A 17113-nucleotide genomic window follows, 5' to 3' on the forward strand; every position below is an offset into this window, starting at 1 on the left:
TACTGTCGGACACAGTGTCCGAGACAGTACGGTGACGTAGGGGACGGAGAGAATGGGCGTCCGGTCAACCAGGGAGCAGCACACATGGCATCGATCACCCGCCCGACCCGCCAGACCAGGCGCCGCGCGGACTCCGAGGCGGCGGTCCTCGCCGCCACCGAGCGGCTCCTCCAGGCCGGCGCCACCTTCACCGAGCTCGGCGTCCAGCGGATCGCCGCGGAGGCGGGCGTGGCCCGGTCGACCTTCTACCTGTGCTTCCGGGACAAGACCGACCTGCTCATCCGGCTGACCGCCCACATGAAGGAGGAGCTGTTCCGGATCGGCGGCGACTGGCGTCCGACCGGGCCGGACGGCGGCCCCGACGGCCTGGCGGCGATCTACGCGGAGCAGCTGCGCTACTACCGCGAGCGCGGTCCCCTGCTCGCCGCCATCGCCGAAGTGGCGGCCTATGACGCCGAGATGCGCGAGGCCAGGGCGCGGGAGATCGACCGGTTCACCCGGCACATGACCCGGCTGATCGAGGAGGAGCAGGAGGCCGGCCGCCTCCACCGGGGGGTGGACGCGACGGCCGCGGCGCAGGTGCTGGCCTGGGGCGGTGAGCAGGTCATCGCACGTCAGGTGGCGATCGGCGACCCGGCCCGGGACGAGGCCGTGGCCCGCGACCTGGCCGGGTCGCAGTGGTACGGCACCTACCGCCGCCCGGAGGTCTGAGTCCTTCCGCACGGCGGAACACGTACGGCCCGAGATTTGACTCGGTCAATTCTCGCCTTTACGTTCGAGGGGCGGGCGACGAGAGCCGCGCCCCTCCCCCACCCCACGGAGCGAACTCGCGTGAAGTGCTACGACTGCGCCCAGGAAGCGCGCCACAACAGCGAAGGCATCGGCGTCTGCACCCGTTGCGGCCTGTTCACCTGCGCGGACCACTCCCGCGTCGTCCGCCTCCCCGTCCACCAGCCCCGCGGGCTCGGCCGGGCGACCAGCCGCCTGCCCGCGCGCCGCGTCGTCTGCGCCACCTGCCACACGGCCGAGACCGCCGAGTGAGCACGGCCACGGCGGCACGTGCACTAAAATTGACTGTGTCCAATCTCGTGCGCGAAGGAGCGTGACGCCGCCATGGAGCAGTCAGTGGGCGACCTGCTCAAGAGCAAGGGGCTGCGCAGTACGGCACAGCGCCGCGCCCTCCTCAGCGCCCTGCAGGGCCACCCCCACTCCACCGCCTCCGAGCTCGAGGCGAGGATCGGCGTCGGCTCCCCGGGCGCTGGCGGACTGTCCAAGCAGGGCCTCTACAACGTGCTCGACGACCTCACCAGGGTGCAGTTGATCCGCTGCATCGAGCCCGCCGGTTCCGCCGCGCGCTACGAGCTGCGCGTCGGCGACAACCACCACCACCTGGTCTGCCGCAACTGCGGACGGGTCGAGGACGTCGACTGCACGGTCGGCGCGGCCCCCTGCCTGGACCCCGTGGAGGACAAGGGCTTCGTCATCGACGAGGCCGAGATCACCTGGTGGGGCCTGTGCGCCGACTGCCAGAAGGCCGCCACCGGCATCTAGATTTGACCGGGTCCAATCTAGGCGTAGTGTGGGAACCGCACCAGGACGAAGACCGCCACCGGCCCCATCGCACCCCTCCCACCTCGCCGGCCGGACGCGGACCTCGCGGCACGCACCGCACACCGCCCGCCCATGGGAACGGAGTCCATCGTGACCACGACCCTGCACGCCTCCCCCACCAACCGGCGCCGCGCTTTCGACGCCGCCCCGTTCACCGCCTCCGCACCGCTGGCCGCCACCCTCCAGGACGTCCTCGTCGACCTGCTGGAAGTGCACGCACAGACCAAGCAGGCGCACTGGAACCTCGTCGGCCGCGGCTTCCGCAGCCTGCACCTGGAACTGGACGAGATCGCCGCGACCGCCCGTGAAGCGGCGGACGAGATCGCCGAGCGGATGCGCGCCGTCGGCGCCGCCCCCGACGGCCGAAGCGACACCGTGGCACGGACCACGACGCTCCCCGAGTTCCCCGCGGGCCGCATCGAGGACATCCGCGCCGCGACCCTCGTCCTCGGCCGCCTCAACACCGTCGGATGCGTGTTGCGCGCGGCGTCCAGCGCCACGGGCGCCGAGGACCCGGCCACCGGGGACCTGGTCAACACCACGCTGCAGTCCGTCGAGAAGCACGCCTGGATGCTGCGCGACCGCCTCGCCCACGTCTGACCAACCGTCACATTCCGTGCGGACAGAACACCTTGACGACGTCGGACGACGGACGCGTGGTCAGACCTGCCGGACCATGACACCCGCCGCGGTCAGTGCGCCGACCGCGTCCTGCGGCGCGGAGTCGTCCGTGACGACGGCGTGCAACGCAGTGGCCGGGGCGACGAAGGCGAGGGCGGTACGGGAGAGCTTGGCCCCCTCCGTCACCGCGATGACGCGGCGGGCGGAGCCGATGGCGGCCCGCTTCACGGCGGCGTCGTCCAGGTCGTAGGCCGTGAGGCCGTTGGCGGCGTTGAGACCGCAGCAGCCGATCACCGCGGTGTCGAAGCGCAGCGCGGCCAGCGACGCCTCGGTCAGCGGGCCGGTGAGCGCCAGTTCGCCGGGCCGCGGCCGGCCGCCCGGGACGAGCAGGGTCAGGGACGGGGCGCCGGTCAGGGCGTTCACCGAGTGCAGCGACAGGGGCATCACCGTCAGCCGGCGCCCTTCGAGCGCCCGGGCCACCTCCAGGCAGGTCGTACCGCTGTCCAGGACGACAGCCTCGCCGTCGGAGATCAGCCCGGCGACCTCGGCCGCGATGCGCCGCTTGCCCTCCTGCCCCTCCTGGGACCGGAGCCCGAAGGGCGGTTCCTCACCGCGCAGCAGCAGGCTCCGCGCGCCGCCCCGGTAGCGCTCCAGGACACCCTGGGCGGCCAGCACCTCCAGGTCGCGACGGACGGTCATCTCCGAGGCGCCGGTGAGGACGGCCAGTTCGGCGACGCCGACGCGCCCCGCCTCCTGCACGGCCTCGGTGATCTGCCTGAGTCGGTCGGTACCAGCCATGACCGCATTGAACAACAGGCATGTTCAAAAGGCAAGGTTTCGAAAGTAATAGATGTTCGCTATGTTCGAAGCGTGAACACAGCACCTCGGGCCGCCCGGATGGCCACCTTCGCCTACTTCGTGCTGAACGGCTTCGTGCTGGGAATGTGGATCGTGCACATCCCGGAGATCGAGCACCGCACGGGGATCGGCCATGCCACGCTCGGCTGGCTCCTGCTGCTGCTCGGCGCGGGGGCCTTCGCGGGCATGCAGATCGTCGGCCCGCTCACCGACCGCCTCGGTGCCCGTACGGTCGTACCCGTCAGCGCGGCACTGTGCAGCGCCACCGTCGTCCTGCCGGGCCTGGCCGGCGACGCCTGGACCCTGGGCGCCGCCCTCCTGCTGCTCGGCATCGGCAACGGCAGCCTGGACGTCAGCATGAACGCCCACGCCGTCCAGGTCGAGCACGGCTACGGACGGCCCGTCATGTCGGCCTTCCACGCCACCTTCTCCATCGGCGGCGTCCTGGCCGCGCTCGCGGGCGCGCGCACGCTCAGCAGCGGCTGGAGCCCGGCGTGGACGCTCGGGGTCGTCGCGGCGCTGGGCGTCGTCGTCGCGGTCGCGGCGGCACCCGCCCTGCTGCGGCCCGTAACCCACGCCCCTGGTACGGAGAATGCGAAGGCTCCGGTCCGCCGGCGGACGCCACGGCGCATCTGGGCACTCGCCGTACTCGCGTTGATGATCATGATGTGCGAAGGGGTGGCCAACGACTGGAGCACGCTCCACCTGAGCACCGTGCTGGACGCGCCGGCCGCCACCGCCGCGCTCGCCTACGGGGCCTTCTCCACCGCCATGACGGCCGGCCGGTTCGTCGTGGACCGCGTGGCCACGCGGCTCGGCCCCCTGGCCGTCCTGCGGGGCGGCGCCACGGTGGCCGCGGCCGGGCTCCTCACGGCGGCCCTCTCACCCTGGGTGCCCCTGGCGGTGGCCGGCTGGGCCGTGTTCGGCGCCGGACTGTCCGGCTGCGTGCCCCAGTTGTTCAGCGCGGCGGGCCACGCCGACCCCGCCGCCGCGGGCGCCAACGTCTCCCGCGTCGCCGGGCTCGGCTACCTCGGCATGCTCGCCGGGCCGGCGGTCATCGGGCCGCTGACCCATCTGATGCCGCTCAACATCACCTTCCTGCTGCCCGTGGCATGCTGTGCCGTCGCGGCCGCGGCGGCCGGCATCCTGCGGCCGCCCGCGCGTACCGCACCGGCGCACCAGGAGGTCTCGGCGGCATGACCGGCACCGAACGCACCGGCGGGAACCCCGCCACGATCGAGTCGTTCACCGTGGACTGCGACGGGGAGACCCTCAGTTGCACGGCGGCGCGCCCGGTCACGGACGACCGGGGAGCGGCCGGGGCGCTGACGGCCGTCGTCCTGCACGGCGCGGGAACCAGCGACAGGCAGCGGCTCACCGGCCTGCTCGGCGACGTCGCCGCCCGGGGTCACCACGCGCTCGCCTTCGACTTCTCGGGGCACGGCGACAGCACCGGCCTGCTCGCGGACTCCAGCCTGAGGCGGCGGTTCCTCCAGGCCCGGGCCGTCATCGACGGACATGTCCCGGCCCGGCACCGCCTGGCCGTGATCGGCTTCAGCATGAGCGGGCAGACCGTCGCCGACCTGGCGCGGCACTACGGCGCATGGGTGGCGTCCGTCGGCCTGTGCGCTCCTGCCGTGTACGCGGCCGACGCGTGGATGACCGTGCCCTTCGGGGCGGGCTTCACCGAGATCATCCGGAGCCCGGAGAGCTGGCGGAACTCGCCCGCCCTCGACGTCTTCCGCTCCCTGTCCTGCCGGGCGGTCCTGGCGACCCCGGCCGCCGACACGGTGATCCCGCCCGCCGTCACCGAGGCCGTCGCCACCGCGCTCGGGGGCTCCCGCGCGCGCTTCACCCGGCTCACCTACCCGGACGCGGAGCACCGGCTCGCCCTGTGGTTCACCGGCAACCCGGAACCGCGCGGTCGCTTCGTCGACGCCGTCCTGCGCGACGCGGCGTGAACCTCCCGGCCCGTCAGCCCCGTTCGTACGGCCGCAGCGCGGCGACCGAGCGGCGCACGGCCTCGGCGTGCCCGAACAGCCCGGGCAGGCCGCCGGTGTGCAGGAAGACGGTGCGCCGCCCGCGGCGGATGTCGCCGTCGCGCACCGCCGCGGCCAGACCGGCCATGGCGCGGCCGGTGTAGGTGGGGTCCAGGGCGATGCCCTCGGTGGCCGCCGCCGTACGCATCGCCTCCAGGACCGGTTCGTGGAGCGTCGCGTAGCCGGCGCCGACCTGGTCGGTGCGGATGCGCAGCGACTCCGGGGCGACGGCACGGTGGGCGACCTCCCCCACCAGGTCCGCCACGATGGCGGCGGGTCCGGTCACGGCGCCGCAGTGGACGCCCAGGACCCGTTCCTCACCCAGTGCGGCGACGAGACCGGCCATGGTGCCGCCGGAGCCGAGTGCGACCACCACGTGGGCGACGTCCGGCAGTTGGGCGTGGAGCTCCTCACCGGCCTCGACGTACCCGCGGGCACCGGTCGGGCTGGATCCGCCGAAGGGGATGAGGTGGGGCAGTGCGCCCTCGCGGCGCAGTTGCCCGCACACCTCCTCGGCGACGCCCGCGAGGTCGGCGGGCTCGGCGTCGCCGGCCCAGACGACCCTGGCGCCGAAGAGGCCGTCGAGCACGAGGTTGCCGGTGCCGGACCCGGCTTCGGGTTCCTTGCCGGGGAAGACGAGGACGACGTCGAGCCCGAGGCGCGCGCCGGCCGCGGCGGTGAGGCGGGCGTGGTTGCTCTGCGCCGCGCCGACCGTCACCAGGGTGTCCGCGCCCGCGTCGAGCGCCTCGCCGACCGTCCACTCCAGCTTGCGGACCTTGTTGCCGCCGCCGCCCAGCCCGGTGAGGTCGTCCCGCTTGATCCACAGGTCGTCCGCGCCCAGGCCGAGGGTGGCGGCCAGGCGCGGCATGGGCTCGACGGGGGTGGGCCAGGTGGACAGCGTGATCTTGCCGGGCATCGGCTGCGCTCCAGGGTCAGACGACGGTGGTGACCGGCGTTCCGGACGCCGGTGGAGTCCATTGTGGGCGCTGCCGGGCGGCCCGCCGCTCCGGAAGGGCGGAAGGGGGCCCGGTGGCTGCCTCGTCGCGGCGAAGGGACACTTGAAGTCTCCCCCTGAGGAGGTGGGATCGCCGTGAGCGAGTTCGAGCGCTCCATGAACATGACGGCCTCCGCGGACCGCGTCTTCGACCGGGCGGAGGACCTCGGCCGCATCGAGTCCTGGCTCCCCGACGAGCTGCACGTCCACGCCGCCGAACCGCCCGCCGTCACCGTGCACGACGACGACACCGGACGGGACGCGGCCGCGCTCTTCCGGGCCGACCGCGCGCACAAACGGCTGGAGTGGGGTACCAGCGAGGACGACCGCTACGCGGGCTGGCTGCAGGTGGACCGGACCGACGAGCGGACCAGCGAGGTGACCATCCACCTGTCGTTCTCCGACGAGAGCATCGCGCCGCCGGAGGACGTCGTGAACCAGGCCTTGGACGACAGCCTGCACCGTCTGTCGCGCATGGTCACCGCCTGAGTCCGGCGGCGCGTCCGGGCGCCGGGGCCAACTGTCGGCGCCGGCCGCACCGCCGGGGCGAGAGGACGGCTCCCGGGATGACGCACGTCCCAGCGGACCCGGACTCCGTTCCCTCGTAAATCCCAACGTAAATCTCAGTTTGGACTGAGTCAAATGTCGGCGGTCGCCCCGGGCCGGCCCCGTACCACCGTCGCCGGACCTCCTGGGACTGCGGGTACCAGGCAGCCACGCGGCCCGCGCAGCACACTGGGGGCATGGCGGCGACGGAATTCGGCAGAGCGGTGCGGCGGTGGCGGGAGCGGGTGGCCCCCGAGGCCGCCGGGCTGCCGGTCGGCGGGCACCGGCGTGCCCCGGGACTGCGCCGGGAGGAACTGGCCCAGCTGGCGGGGATCTCCGTCGACTACGTCACCCGGCTCGAACAGGGCCGGGCCTCCCATCCGTCGGCGCAGGTCGTGGAAGCCCTGGCCAGGGCGCTGCGGCTGTCCCCGGACGAGCGCGGGCACCTGTTCCAGCTGGCCGGTCTGGCGCCCCCGGGACCGGACACCGTCCCCGCCTACATCACGCCCAGCGTCCAGCGTCTGCTCGACCGGCTGACCGGCACCCCGGTCGCCGTCTACGACGCGTCCTGGACGCTGCTGGTGGCCAATCCCCCGTACGCGGCGCTCATGGGCGATCCGTCCGGGTGGCGCGGCAACCAGCGCAACGGGGTCTGGAACCACTTCGTCGGCGGGGGCGAGCGGATCCGGCGCACCCCGGAGTACCTGGCCGCCTTCGAGTCGGCGCTCGTCGCCGACCTCCGCGCGGCCGCCGACCGCTACCCGGCCGACCCGCAGGTGCGCCGGCTCGTCTCCGACCTCCGCGCGAACAGCGACCGCTTCGCCGAGCTGTGGGACGCCGGCGCGGTCGGCCGCCACGAGGCGGCCCGCAAGACGTTCGACCACCCGCGCGTGGGCCCGCTGACCCTCGACTGCGACGTACTCACCGTGACGGGCAGCGACCTGCGCATCATGGTCTACACCGCAGAACCCGGCACCGAGGACGCCGACCGCCTGGCGCTGCTCACCGTGCTCGGCACCCAGGAACTCACCGGGTGACGGCCGCCAGTCGCTCGAACGCGGTCGGGAACGGCCTGCGGGGCAGGAAGTCACGGATGCGGCGGGCACACTCCGCCGCGGAGGCCTCGGTCGTGTCGCACTCGACGTCGTAGAGGCCGTGGGCGTGGACGAGTCCGGACTGACGGGCCGCCAGGCCTTCGGGGCGGTCCCCGCGATCGCGTTCGCGCCGCCGGAGTTCCCCGGGCGAGCAGTGCACCCCCACCAGGACGACGTCCCTCGGGGGGAACAGCCCGAGGCAGTCCCGCAGGCGCCAGGGCTCGCTGAGGACGTGGTCGACCACCACGTTGTTGCCCCCGGCGGCCATGCCGGCGACCGCGCGGTGGAATCCCCGCCAGGTGCGCCGCAGTACGCCCGGCAATTCCTCCGGGCCCACCTCGCGACGGGACCGCATGGCGTGGAACGCGTCCACCGGCATGTGGAAGTAGGTCCCGTCCAGGGTGAGCAGCAGTTCCCTGGCGATGCTCGACTTCCCCGAACTGGACGTCCCGTTGAGGAAGACGATGAGGCCGCCTGGCCCGGCATCGGGGGTTGCTTCGGTATCGGTGGTTGCGCCGGCTTCGGGCAACGTGCCTCCTCCGCCGCCGGACCGCCGGGGGGCCGTGGTGGGCGGTCGCCCTACGGCGCTTGCGTGCCGGGCGCGTTGGGGCCTGCCGACGGCTGGGTGGGGGGAGGACTCACGATCCGGTCCTCCACTGCGGACAGGACGAGCATCAGCCCGAGCAGGAACACCGGCAGCCCGAGCACCAATGCGGCGATCATCGCAGATCCTCCGCGTGCGGCGGGGACGTTCGCCGACTGCGGGCGAGGGCGTCGGACGGGTGGCGGGGGTCGTGGACACGGTGGGACACGGGCGACATGGGCACCTCCACTGTGGCGTCGGATGCCCGCCTTCCCCGCTTCGGGCGTTGTATGGGGGCGCCAGGGAAGCCGGCGCTCCCGCGTCCCGGTTCCGGTCCCGGGCGCCGCGCCCCGTCGGGTCAGTAGCGGAAGGCGTCGGGGCCGTCGAGCCGCCCGAACCGCCGCGGGTGCGGGATCTGCTCCGGCCGCTGGGCCCACCGGGCACGGCGGCGCCGGGCGCCTCCGTGCTCGCCCCAGTAGAGGACCGCGACGACACCGGCCGTCGCGCACAGCAACGCGCCGACGACGACGCTGTAGACCGTGCCCGCCGAGAGCACCCCGACCACGGTGCCCAGCACGACTCCCAGCATTCCCGCACCGAAAACGAGCCTGCGAATCTTCAAATCCATGAAGAATCACTCCCTTTCGCCAGAACGCATTCCCCGGTGAACGCCCGTCAATCCACGGATCGCCTTAACGAGTGACACCCGGACCGGGTTTGTGACACATCATCACGCGATTTCCCCCGCATTCCTCCACGCTCGGGAAGCCGCGGTTTCACACGAGGGCGTCCATCGCCGTGCGGTACAGGACCTCCTCGGCCCGGTCCCACGACCAGCCGTTCTCCACCACGAGCGTGCGCCAGCCGGTCGGGCCGAACCAGAACCAAAGCAGGTCGGCGGTCTCCTCCGGCGAGTAGCGCGGGGCGGGTGCGCTCACCGCCAGGAAATGCCGGGCGACCGCGCGCAGCGCCTCCCGGTAGTCCGCCGTCGCCCTTTCCCACAGCGCCTCGCCGTTCTCGTGCACGGGCAACGCCTTCTGAATCGCCTCGTGCGCCTTGAACTGGCTCTCGTTGCCCGCCCGGGTGCCGCCGGCGAGCGCCCGGAGGACGCCCTCGGGCGTCCGTACGGCCAGGATGCGCGCGACGGCCCCCTCGTAACCGGACCCCACGACGGCCTTGTCGACGATCCGGTCCAGGACCTCCGATTTGCTGCCGACGCTCGCGAAGACCGTCTTCGACGCGACCCCGGCCGCCGCCGCGATGTCCGCGACGGTCACCCGCCCGTAGCCGCGTTCGGCGAAGAGCTGCTCCGCCTGTTCGAGGATCACCGCACGCGTCCGCGCCGCGGCCTGTTCACGGAGCGGGGAGACGTATGCGCGCTTGGTGACCATGCCGTCATCCTACTATCAGTGCCGCTTTGACCTATCCAATCGGTCCTCTATAACCTCAATATCGGATGCGCGGCTCGCGCATCCGGTGAGACCGGCCCGCAGGACGGGCGGGCGAAAGGTGGGAACGATGGCGATGGACGCCAAGGACCTGGCCGAAGGGCTCTTCCGGATCCTGGAGACGGGCGACGCGGCGCTGGCCGCCGAGGTCGTGGGCGCCGACAACCACAACCGGGAGGCGGCCGTCTCGCCCGCGGCCTGTTCGACACCCGGCCCGGCGGGAACGCTGGCCTCTGGCGCGTGGCTCCGCTCGGCCTTCAGCGACCTGCGCTTCCCCGTGCTGGGCATCGCGCGCAACGACGATCAGGTCTGGATCCGGCTGCGCATGCAGGGACGGCACACCGGTCCGTTCGTGCGCTTCCGGGACGGCGTCCTCGACCAGGCGATCCCTCCCACGGGGCGCGAGGTCGACTTCGAGCAGGTGCACCTGCTCGACCTCCGCGACGGCAAGGTCGTCCGGCACGAGGCGCTGCGTGACGACGTCACGATGCTGGGCCAGCTCGGCGTCTTCCCCCCGTCGCCGGCCGTGGCGATGCGCATGGTCGCCTGGAAGGTCTCCGGACGCGCCAAGCGGGCCGCGGACGAGGTCACGAAGCTCGCCGCCGCGGCGGCCGGGCAGGCGCGCGCGTAGTCCGGCGGGCCCGGGTCAGCGGGCGCCCGAGGCGCCCCGTGCCAGCAGGAGCAGCGCGTCGACCAGGCTCTCGGCCGAGCTGCCGGTGGCCAGGCGGCGCAGCTGCATCCCGAACACCAGGGCCACGACCGTCGAGGCGGCCTCCTCGGCGTCCGGCACGCCGAGGGCGGTCAGCACGGACGCGGCGAGCCGGTCGTAGGCGGCGAAGCACTCCGCCGCGGCGTCCCGCAGCGCGGGGTCGCGGCCGGCCTGGACGTACAGCTCGAAGGGCGCGAGGTGGGTGCTGTCGAAGCCCGTCCCCTCGGCGACCTGCCCCACCAGCGCGGCGGCACCCTTGAGGTCGATGCCCTCCTCCTGCCCCCGGGCGGCCAGTTCGGTGAAGCGGCCGGTCTCCTCCTCCACGAAGTGCAGCAGGCTCTCCCGCAGCAGGTCGTGCTGCGTGGCGAAGTGGTAGGTCACCGAGCCGAGGGACACCCCGGCCTCCTGGGCGATGCGCCGGTTGGTGACCGCGGCGACACCGTCCTGACCGATGATCCGCAGGACGGCACTGATGATGTTCTGGCGGGTGCCGGCGGGGTTGGGCATGCCTGTCATTGTGTCACCGCGGCGGGGGCGCGCTGCTCGTACCAGCGCTGATCGCTCTCCAGCTGTGCGGCGAGCGAGATCAGCAGGGGCTCGCTGTGGGCCGGCCCGAGGAGCTGGGCGCCCACCGGCAGGCCGTCGCCGAAGCCCGCCGGGACGCTGATGCCGGGCCAGCCGAGCACGTTCCAGGGCCAGGCGTACGGGCAGGCCGCGATCACCGCCTGGTCGGTGCGCCGCCCGGACAGCTCGGTCATGGCGCCCACGGCCGGGGGCGGGGTGGCGGTGGCGGGGGTGAGGAGCACGTCGAAGCGGGAGAAGATCTCGCCGATCCGGCGGTGCTGGCCGCCCTCCGCGCGGCGGGCGCGGCGCAGGGCGGCCCCGGCGAGCAGGCGCCCGTTCCGGGAGGCGGTCAGGGTGCGGGGGTCGAGGAGCGTGCGGTCCGGGACGCGGTCGCTCCACTGGCTGATGCCGGCGAACGCGCGGGGCAGGAAGCTCAGTCCGATCAGGCCGTAGCGCGGCTCGGCCTCCTCCACCTCGTGGCCCAGCCGGGCGAGGGCGTCGGCCAGGTCCCCGAGCGCGCGGCGCACGGACGGGTGGAGCGGGGCACGGGCGGCGACGAACGGGGGCCGCCAGGACACTGCGATCCGCAGCCGGCCCGGTTCGCGTCCGGCCGCCTCGACGGCGGCGATGCCCGGGGGCCGGTGGAGGTCGCCCGGGTGCTGTCCGGCGGCGGCATCCAGCAGCAGCGCCGCGTCGCCAACGGTGCGGGCGAGCGGGCCGTTGACGGTCAGGCCGTGGAAGGACTCGGCGTCGGGCCAGGTGGAGACCCGGCCACGCTGCGGCTTGATGCCCACCAGACGCGTCCACGCCGCGGGGATGCGGACCGAACCCGCCCCGTCCGAGCCCAGCGCCGCGGCCACCACCCCGGCGGCCACCGCTGCCGCGGCGCCGCCGGAGGAACCCCCGGGAGTGTGCCCCAGGTCCCACGGGTTGCGGGTGGCACCGAAGGCGGGGCCCTCGGTGAACGGCCACTGCCCCAGCTCACAGGTGTTGGTCTTGCCGACGACGATCGCGCCGGCCGCGCGCAGCCGCCGTACCGCCTCGCCGTCCTCGGACTTGGCCGGGAAGGCCCCGGCGCAACCGAACGCGGTCGGTTCGCCCGCCAGGTCCGTGTCGTCCTTGATCGCGACGGGGACGCCCAGCAGCGGCAGCCGCTCGCCGCGCTCCAGCCGCCGGTCGGCCTCCTCGGCCTCCGCCAGGGCGGCCTCGGCACGCACGCGGCGGAAGGCGTTGACGGTCGGCTGGGTGGCGTCGATGCGGCCGAGCGTCACGCGCACCAGCTCCGCCGCGGTGACATCGCCTTCACGCAACGCCCGGGCCTGCGCCGCAAGCCCCTCGGTACGGGCAGTGGACACGGCCGCCCCCTCTCCCTATTGTTCGTTCGAACGAACGAGACGGGAGGTTAGACGGATGCGCATCGCCGGTGCAACTGTTCTGCTCACCGGTGCCACGGGTGGGCTCGGCCAGGACATGGCGCGCGAACTCGCCGCCAGGGGCGCGCGGTTGACCCTCAGCGGGCGCCGCGCCGACGTCCTCGAACCCTTGGCCAAGAGCCTGGACGCGAGGGCCGTCCCCGCCGACCTCGCGGATCGCGCCGACGTGGAGCGGCTGGCCGCCGAGTGCGCCGGCGTCGACGTCCTCGTGGCCAACGCCGCCCTGCCGAGCAGCGGCGAGCTGCTGGACTACTCCCCCGACCAGCTCGACCGCGCCCTGATGGTGAACCTGCGGGCACCGGTTCTGCTCGCGCGGCTGCTGGCGCCGGCCATGGTCGGGGCCGGGCGGGGCCACATCGTCCTCATCGGCTCACTGTCCGGCAAGGCCGCCTCGCGGTCCACCTCCCTGTACAGCGCGACCAAGTTCGGCCTCCGCGGCTTCGCCCACGGCTTCCGCGAGGACCTGCACGGGACCGGTGTCGGGGTGTCCTTGGTCCAGCCCGGATTCGTCCGGGACGCGGGCATGTTCGCCGACACGGGTGCCAAGGCGCCCGCCGGGGCGCGTACCGTGACGCCCCGACAGGTCACGGCGGGGGTCGTCCGGGCCGTCGAACGCAACCTCGGCGAGGTGAACGTGGCCCCGCCCGAGCTGCGCCTGCTCAGCGCCGTCGCCGGGCAGTTCCCGGTCTTCGCCGCCCGCGTCCAGCGGCTCAGCGGATCCGCCGAGCGTGCGACGCGGGACATCGTGACCGCGCAGCGGCACCGCCGCTGAGCGGCCGCCGTACGGGTGTGACGCCGTCCGGTACGACCGTACGGGGTCACATGTGCGGGTACCGGCGCCGCCGCCAGGTCCACGCCACCGCGGCGGCCGCCGCCGCCCAGCCGAAGAGCACCAGGTACGGGAAGGCGTACTGGTTCTCGGCGAAGTAGATCGCGTTGTGCTGGGCGTTGACCGAGGCCCCGGGCGGCAGCCAGCGGCCGACGGCCCCCAGCGGCTCGGGCAGGAGCAGCCAGGACACCGCCCCGCCCGAGGACGGGTTGCCGAGCAGCACCATGAGCAACCAGGTCGGCAGGATGGCCCACTTGCCGAACAGCATGTAGAACGCCGTGAACACCAGCCCCGAGGTCACCATCGTGAGGGTCAGGATCGCCCAGGACTGGAGGAAGGGCAGCCGCAGCACGTGCAGCCCCCAGTCCACCACCGCGACGATGGACAGGCTTCCGAGCGCGGAGTACGCGACGATCGTCAGGAAGCGCTCCAGCGGTCTGAGCTCCGACGCGTGCACGGTCAGCTGCACCGCGCCCAGGAAGCCCACGATGACCGCGGCGAGCGTGATGTAGAAGATCGCGAGCCCCTGCGGGTCGCCGGGCTGCAGCGGTCTGAGGTCGCCGAGGGTCAGCCGCACCCCTGCCTGCGCGGCCGCCACCGGGGCCGCCGCCGCCAGCACACGCGCCACCGAGGCCCCCGCGGCCGGCACCAGGTCGAACGAGACGGCGCCGCCCCCGGCCCTGGTCTGCGCCACGGCGAACACATGCTGCCGGTCGACGGCGTCGACGGCGGCCGCCCGCGTGGCGAAGCGGCGCTGCAGCAGTTCGGTGCTCAGACCCGAGTCCATGCCCGCCACGAACTTCTGCAGCTGGGGGGAGTCGTCCACGACGCCGATCGGGATGTGATGCGGTGTCGGATGTGCCATGGCGAAGCTGTACGAACCGGCGAACAGCCCCGCCCCCACCGCCAGGAGCAGGACGATGACCACGGCCGGCCGGAAACGTGACAGCCCGGAGGGGGCAGTCATCGGCTTACCCTCATCGCACCCTCCGAAAGGCCGAGCTCCGTCCCCGGCGGCCTCGCGGCACGGCCGGCGGTGCGGGGCGAACCCGCCGCCCAAGTTACTGCCGGTGATCCGCCCCCGCTACCTGACGGGACCTGGGTCCGGCGCACCGGCGTGAGGGCCCGGCGAGCCGTCCGGTCACGCTGCGGCGGCCTCCAGGGCGCGGACGGCCCAGTCGAGGGCGGGCCCGCGGCTCTCCAGGACGGGCCAGCCGTTGACCACCGCGAGCAGCCGGGCGTACCGCTCCCGGCGTGGGTCGGACGCGGTCCGCAGACGGGTCAGCAGTCGTCGCCGGAGCTCGGCGCCGTCCGCGGCGCCGAGGAGGTCCGCGCACTCCGCGGCGACGGCCGCGACGACCGTACGCGCCCGGTCGGAGGCGGGGTCGACGCCGGCGGCCACGGCGGGGCCGACCCGCTCGCCGACCGACGCGACGACGTCGCGGCGCGGCGACGTGGTCCCGGCCCGGGCACGGTCGGCCGCGTGCTCCCCGGCCATCCGGCGCATCGTGGCCCGGAAGCCGGGGTCCCGTGACAGTTCGGCGAGCTCCACCCACGCCTGGACCTGGTCCGGCTCGGGGTCCTCGGGCAGCTCCGGGGTGAGGGAGCGGCGCAGGCCCGCGAGCGTGGGGGCGTCCGCGAGGTCACCGGGTCCGCCGAGGACGGCGTCGAGGAAGTCGTCGATGAGCCGTCCGCGTTCCACCGCGGACAGCCCGGCCAGTTCGTGCATGAGCTCGGTCTCCTCCGGGGTGGACCCGCGCCGGGCCACGGCCGTCAGCACCGCGCGCCGCAGCCGCAAGGTGCGGATCTGCGCCTCCAGGGCCGCGGCATGGGCCGCCGCGACCTCGGGCAGGGACAGCTCCCGGTCCACGACCCGCCGGATCGTGGCCAGGTCGAGTCCCAGCTCGCGCAGGGTCCGCACGAGTTCCAGCCGGGCTGGGGCCTCGTCGCCGTAGCGGCGGTAGCCGGCCGGACTACGGCCGGCCGGCGTCACGATCCCCCGGTCGGAGTAGGAGCGGATGGTCTTGACCGTCAGCCCGGTGCGCCGGGCCAGGTCGCCGATCGAGTAGCGCGCGTCGCCGTTCACACCTCCACTCTTCCGTCTCCCCCCGGGGGAGACTCAAGCCCCCGCGCGGGCCGCGACGGCACGGGCCGCCGCCGCGATGTCGCCCCCGCGGGTCGCGCCGGTGAGCGGATCGCTCGGTGCGTAGCGCACGGCGACGCCGTACTGGGCGCAGCGGGCGGCGATGGCGGGGCAGGCACGCTCCGCGAGGGCCGCGATGGTCAGGGAGGGATTGACGGTGAGGGAGGTGGGGACGGCCGCACCGTCCGTCACGAAGAGGCCGGGGTGGGTGCGCAGCTCGTTGAGCTCGGTCAGCGCGGAGATCGCGGCGGAGTCGCCGAGCCGGCAGGAGGCGAGGGGATGGGCGGTCACCGTGCCCGCCACGTCCTCGCTCCACGGGCGGACGGTGGCGAGGCCGTCCCGTTCCAGTACCGCCCGTGCGTGGGTGTCGGCCTCGGACCAGCCGCGCCGCGTGCCGGCCGTCGGTGCGAACCGCATGGTGCCCAGGCCCAGCCCGTTGGCCAGGCGGGTGAAACTGCCGGTGAGGGGCGGCACGCCGAAGCTGCCCTCGGCCTCGTCCTCGGTCATGGCGAGCACGGTGAGCCAGGAGCGCCAGCGGGCCCGCATCTGCTTCTTGGCGACGCCCGACCAACGCCCCCCGGCGGTCTGGGCGAGGGAGTTGGTCACGGTCGGGAAGTAGATCTGCTGGAGGGTGAAGCGGGAGAACTCCGGCGCCCGGGCGTCGAGTCGGTCGAAGGACGCCGCGGTGATCGGCATCCCGATGTGCAGCGCCTCGTACGCCACCGTCGCGCTGCGCGCCAGCCCGAGCAGGGAGCGGACCTTGCCCTCGTCCATCTCCGCGACGCTGACCCGGTCGCCGTTGCCGGAGAAGTAGCCGCCGACGGCCGGCGGGACTCCCCCCAGGGCGAGCGCCGAACGCTGCAGCAGGACCGGTGTGCCGACCGCGCCCGCGGCCAGCACCAGGACCTTGGTGTGGACGGTGCCCGCGCCGGTGGGGCAGGTGTAGTCCGCCGGGTCCACGGTGGTGTAGTCGACGGCGTAGCGGTATCCGGGCACCGTGGACGGGCGGATCAGCTGCACCTCGTGCAGGGGGCGGATCTCGGCCCCGTGGGCCTCCGCGGCGGGCAGGTAGTTGAGCAGCATGGAGCGCTTGGCGCCGAATCGGCAGCCCGAGAGCATCCAGTTGCAGTCGGTGCAGCGGGCCCGGTCGACGGCGACGGGCACCGGGTTACAGGTGTGCCCGGCGCGGTCGCAGGCGGCGGCCAGCACGCCGCCCGCGTACGAGACGTCGGGCCAGTCGAGCTTCGTCACGGGCAGGGCCTGCTCGACCTGCTCGTACCAGGGGTCGAGGGCGGCGCGGGTGAGGGAGGCGGGCCACAGCCGCCGTCCCGAGGCGTCGCGCCGGTCGAAGACGAAGGACGGCGCGCGCAGCGACGCGGCGAAGTAGACGACGCTGCCGCCGCCCACGCAGTTGCCCGCGACGACCGAGATGCCGTCTCCCTTGATCACGTCGACGATGCGGGGGTACGCGCCCAGGTCGAGGTCGTGGGTGAAGTCCTCGGTGGCCAGGCGCGGTCCGCGTTCGAGGACGGTGACCCGGGCTCCCGCGGCGGCGAGGTGGTAGGCGGGTATCGCACCGCCGAAGCCGCTGCCGATGACGAGGACATCGGTGGTCTGGGGGCTCATGCGGGGCTCCCGGAG

The 17113-nt window shown here is 73.8% G+C and carries 21 protein-coding genes; 10 read left to right on the top strand and 11 right to left on the bottom strand.

Annotated elements, in window-relative coordinates; all coding sequences use genetic code 11:
• The first annotated feature begins 84 nt into the window (after positions 1-84).
• The 4 genes from PV341_RS03210 (at position 85) to PV341_RS03225 (ending at position 2211) form a co-directional block, all read left to right on the top strand.
• Positions 85-711, top strand: a complete 627-nt coding sequence (locus PV341_RS03210; protein ID WP_500324770.1) for a TetR/AcrR family transcriptional regulator — start codon at positions 85-87, stop codon at positions 709-711.
• Positions 712-831: 120 nt separating this feature from the next.
• Positions 832-1041, top strand: coding sequence for a DUF2180 family protein (locus PV341_RS03215; protein ID WP_500324768.1), 210 nt, complete (start codon positions 832-834; stop codon positions 1039-1041).
• A 72-nt stretch (positions 1042-1113) separates the two neighbouring features.
• Entirely contained in the window at positions 1114-1551 is a 438-nt protein-coding gene (locus tag PV341_RS03220; protein WP_500324767.1) for a Fur family transcriptional regulator, read from the top strand.
• A gap of 150 nt (positions 1552-1701) precedes the next feature.
• Entirely contained in the window at positions 1702-2211 is a 510-nt protein-coding gene (locus PV341_RS03225) for a Dps family protein (protein WP_500324765.1), read from the top strand.
• Positions 2212-2271: 60 nt separating this feature from the next.
• On the opposite strand, the gene PV341_RS03230 is transcribed toward PV341_RS03225, so the two are convergent.
• Complete coding sequence (locus tag PV341_RS03230; RefSeq protein ID WP_500356621.1) at positions 2272-3030, bottom strand: DeoR/GlpR family DNA-binding transcription regulator; 759 nt, start codon at positions 3028-3030, stop codon at positions 2272-2274.
• A gap of 99 nt (positions 3031-3129) precedes the next feature.
• Between PV341_RS03230 and PV341_RS03235 the strand changes: the two genes are divergently transcribed.
• Positions 3130-4290, top strand: coding sequence for an MFS transporter (locus PV341_RS03235; protein ID WP_500356636.1), 1161 nt, complete (start codon positions 3130-3132; stop codon positions 4288-4290).
• Positions 4287-5051 carry an alpha/beta hydrolase gene (locus PV341_RS03240; RefSeq protein WP_500356622.1) on the top strand — a complete coding sequence of 255 codons (765 nt, stop codon included), beginning with the start codon at positions 4287-4289 and terminating at the stop codon, positions 5049-5051. Before PV341_RS03235 ends, PV341_RS03240 begins: the two co-directional genes overlap by 4 nt.
• 13 nt (positions 5052-5064) lie before the next feature.
• On the opposite strand, the gene PV341_RS03245 is transcribed toward PV341_RS03240, so the two are convergent.
• On the bottom strand, positions 5065-6045 hold the full coding sequence (locus PV341_RS03245) for a D-cysteine desulfhydrase family protein (protein ID WP_500356623.1): 981 nt from the start codon (positions 6043-6045) through the stop codon (positions 5065-5067).
• A gap of 174 nt (positions 6046-6219) precedes the next feature.
• On the opposite strand from PV341_RS03245, the gene PV341_RS03250 reads away from it, so the two are divergent.
• Together PV341_RS03250 and PV341_RS03255 are read left to right on the top strand one after the other, a co-directional pair.
• A complete protein-coding gene (locus tag PV341_RS03250; RefSeq protein ID WP_500356624.1) occupies positions 6220-6612 on the top strand; it encodes an SRPBCC family protein in 393 nt (130 codons plus the stop codon).
• Between the two features lie 254 nt (positions 6613-6866).
• On the top strand, positions 6867-7706 hold the full coding sequence (locus PV341_RS03255) for a helix-turn-helix transcriptional regulator (RefSeq protein WP_500324756.1): 840 nt from the start codon (positions 6867-6869) through the stop codon (positions 7704-7706).
• Here PV341_RS03255 and PV341_RS03260 read toward each other — a convergent pair.
• The 4 genes from PV341_RS03260 to PV341_RS03275 form a co-directional block, all read right to left on the bottom strand.
• Complete coding sequence (locus tag PV341_RS03260) at positions 7696-8292, bottom strand: chloramphenicol phosphotransferase CPT family protein (RefSeq protein WP_500324754.1); 597 nt, start codon at positions 8290-8292, stop codon at positions 7696-7698. The two genes, PV341_RS03255 and PV341_RS03260, sit on opposite strands and share 11 nt — an antisense overlap.
• A gap of 50 nt (positions 8293-8342) precedes the next feature.
• Complete coding sequence (locus tag PV341_RS03265) at positions 8343-8486, bottom strand: hypothetical protein (RefSeq protein ID WP_500356625.1); 144 nt, start codon at positions 8484-8486, stop codon at positions 8343-8345.
• A gap of 218 nt (positions 8487-8704) precedes the next feature.
• Positions 8705-8974 (bottom strand): hypothetical protein, encoded by a 270-nt coding sequence (locus PV341_RS03270; protein ID WP_500356626.1) that lies wholly within the window; start codon positions 8972-8974, stop codon positions 8705-8707.
• A 148-nt stretch (positions 8975-9122) separates the two neighbouring features.
• Entirely contained in the window at positions 9123-9737 is a 615-nt protein-coding gene (locus PV341_RS03275; RefSeq protein WP_500356628.1) for a TetR/AcrR family transcriptional regulator, read from the bottom strand.
• Between the two features lie 127 nt (positions 9738-9864).
• Here PV341_RS03275 and PV341_RS03280 point away from each other — a divergent pair, with 127 nt between their 5' ends.
• Complete coding sequence (locus tag PV341_RS03280) at positions 9865-10425, top strand: ester cyclase (RefSeq protein ID WP_500324747.1); 561 nt, start codon at positions 9865-9867, stop codon at positions 10423-10425.
• A 15-nt stretch (positions 10426-10440) separates the two neighbouring features.
• On the opposite strand, the gene PV341_RS03285 is transcribed toward PV341_RS03280, so the two are convergent.
• Together PV341_RS03285 and PV341_RS03290 are read right to left on the bottom strand one after the other, a co-directional pair.
• Complete coding sequence (locus tag PV341_RS03285; RefSeq protein WP_500324745.1) at positions 10441-11010, bottom strand: TetR/AcrR family transcriptional regulator; 570 nt, start codon at positions 11008-11010, stop codon at positions 10441-10443.
• A gap of 5 nt (positions 11011-11015) precedes the next feature.
• Positions 11016-12422, bottom strand: coding sequence for an amidase (locus PV341_RS03290; RefSeq protein ID WP_500356630.1), 1407 nt, complete (start codon positions 12420-12422; stop codon positions 11016-11018).
• Positions 12423-12477: 55 nt separating this feature from the next.
• On the opposite strand from PV341_RS03290, the gene PV341_RS03295 reads away from it, so the two are divergent.
• A complete protein-coding gene (locus PV341_RS03295; RefSeq protein WP_500324741.1) occupies positions 12478-13272 on the top strand; it encodes an SDR family NAD(P)-dependent oxidoreductase in 795 nt (264 codons plus the stop codon).
• Between the two features lie 46 nt (positions 13273-13318).
• Here the strand turns inward: PV341_RS03295 and PV341_RS03300 are convergent, their stop codons facing one another.
• The 3 genes from PV341_RS03300 to PV341_RS03310 all read right to left on the bottom strand — a co-directional run bounded on the left by PV341_RS03300 (position 13319) and on the right by PV341_RS03310 (position 17098).
• Positions 13319-14296, bottom strand: a complete 978-nt coding sequence (locus tag PV341_RS03300) for an ABC transporter permease (protein ID WP_500356632.1) — start codon at positions 14294-14296, stop codon at positions 13319-13321.
• 174 nt (positions 14297-14470) lie between these two features.
• Complete coding sequence (locus tag PV341_RS03305) at positions 14471-15415, bottom strand: MerR family transcriptional regulator (RefSeq protein ID WP_500356634.1); 945 nt, start codon at positions 15413-15415, stop codon at positions 14471-14473.
• Between the two features lie 33 nt (positions 15416-15448).
• Entirely contained in the window at positions 15449-17098 is a 1650-nt protein-coding gene (locus PV341_RS03310; protein ID WP_500324735.1) for an FAD-dependent oxidoreductase, read from the bottom strand.
• Between the last annotated feature and the right edge of the window lie 15 nt (positions 17099-17113).

The organism is Streptomyces sp. PA03-1a (genome assembly GCF_033792805.1).
Classification (GTDB): Bacteria; Actinomycetota; Actinomycetes; order Streptomycetales; family Streptomycetaceae; genus Actinacidiphila.